Annotated in this window: 2 protein-coding genes; both read right to left on the bottom strand. The window is 73.8% G+C overall.

Annotated elements, in window-relative coordinates; all coding sequences use genetic code 11:
* Positions 1-740: MFS transporter (locus G3I65_RS23490; protein ID WP_160698023.1), on the bottom strand; the 740-nt coding region annotated here is incomplete at its 3' end.
* A 34-nt stretch (positions 741-774) separates the two neighbouring features.
* The coding region (locus tag G3I65_RS23485) for a substrate-binding domain-containing protein (RefSeq protein WP_160698022.1) at positions 775-1,072 on the bottom strand (298 nt) is incomplete at its 5' end.

The raw sequence follows: 1,072 nt of genomic DNA, 5'->3' as shown, positions 1-1,072 counted from the left end.
ACCGGGTGCCGCACGCGCAGCGACCACCACGTGAAGACCGCGAGCGCGCCGGCGCCGACGGCCGCGAGCACGCCGTTCAGCTCGGTGAGCGCGTAGACCAGCAGCGGCAGGCCGAGGGACACCAGCGCGAGCCCCGGCCAGTCCATCGGCGGCGGTTGCGCCCGCTCGCCGCGCGGCACGTACCGCAGGGCCAGCCCGAACGCGACCAGTCCGATCGGCACGTTCAGCCAGAACAGCACCGGCCACGAGAAGTGCGCGAGCAGGAACCCGCCGACGCTCGGCCCGACGACCGGCGCGAGGCCGACGACCAGCCCGAGCGTGCCCATCGTGCGGCCCAGCCGGTCCGGGCCGACGGCCAGCCCGATCACGGTTTGCCCGGCGGTGACCATGATGCCGGTGGCCATGCCCTGCACCGCCCGGAAGGCGATCAGCGTGACCGCGTCCGGCGCGAGGGCGCAGGCCACCGACGTCAGGAGGAACGCGGCGAGCGCCCACAGCCACAGCCGGCCCGCCCCGAGCTTCCGCACGAACCACGGTGTGAGCGGGAGGGCGGCGGCGAGGCCGAGCAGGAAAGCCGTGGCCACCCACTGGATTTCGATGAGGCTGACCCCCAGGCGCAGTCTCATCGATTCCAGCCCGACGGCGACGATCGAGCCGTCCATGTTGCCCAGGAACCCGCCCAGTGCCATGACGCCGGAGGCGAGCCAGACGGTGCGGGGGATGGGTGGTGCGGTGGTCATGCCGACGACGGTAAAAGCTCAAGGAAGGTCGAAGTCAACCCCGGCGGTTCGAGCTGCCGCGGACGACCAGCCGCGCGGTCAGCGTCGTCGTGGTCGCCGGCCGGGGACCGCCGTCGGCGATGCGGGCCAGCAGCAGCCGGGCCGCCCGTTGGCCCATCGCGTAGGCCGGCTGGTCGAGCACCGTCAGCGCCGGCGTGATCAGCGTGGCCCACGGGACTTCGTCGAAGGAGACGATCCCGACGTCGCGGCCCGGCCGCAGGCCCAGTTCCGCCAGCACCTGCAGCACGCCGGCCGCCATCGGGCTGCCGGACACCAGGAGCGCGTCCGGCGGG

Source organism: Amycolatopsis sp. SID8362 (genome assembly GCF_010550475.1).
In the GTDB taxonomy this organism is placed as follows: Bacteria; Actinomycetota; Actinomycetes; order Mycobacteriales; family Pseudonocardiaceae; genus Amycolatopsis; species Amycolatopsis eburnea.
This window is presented reverse-complemented; position numbering and strand designations above follow the sequence as displayed.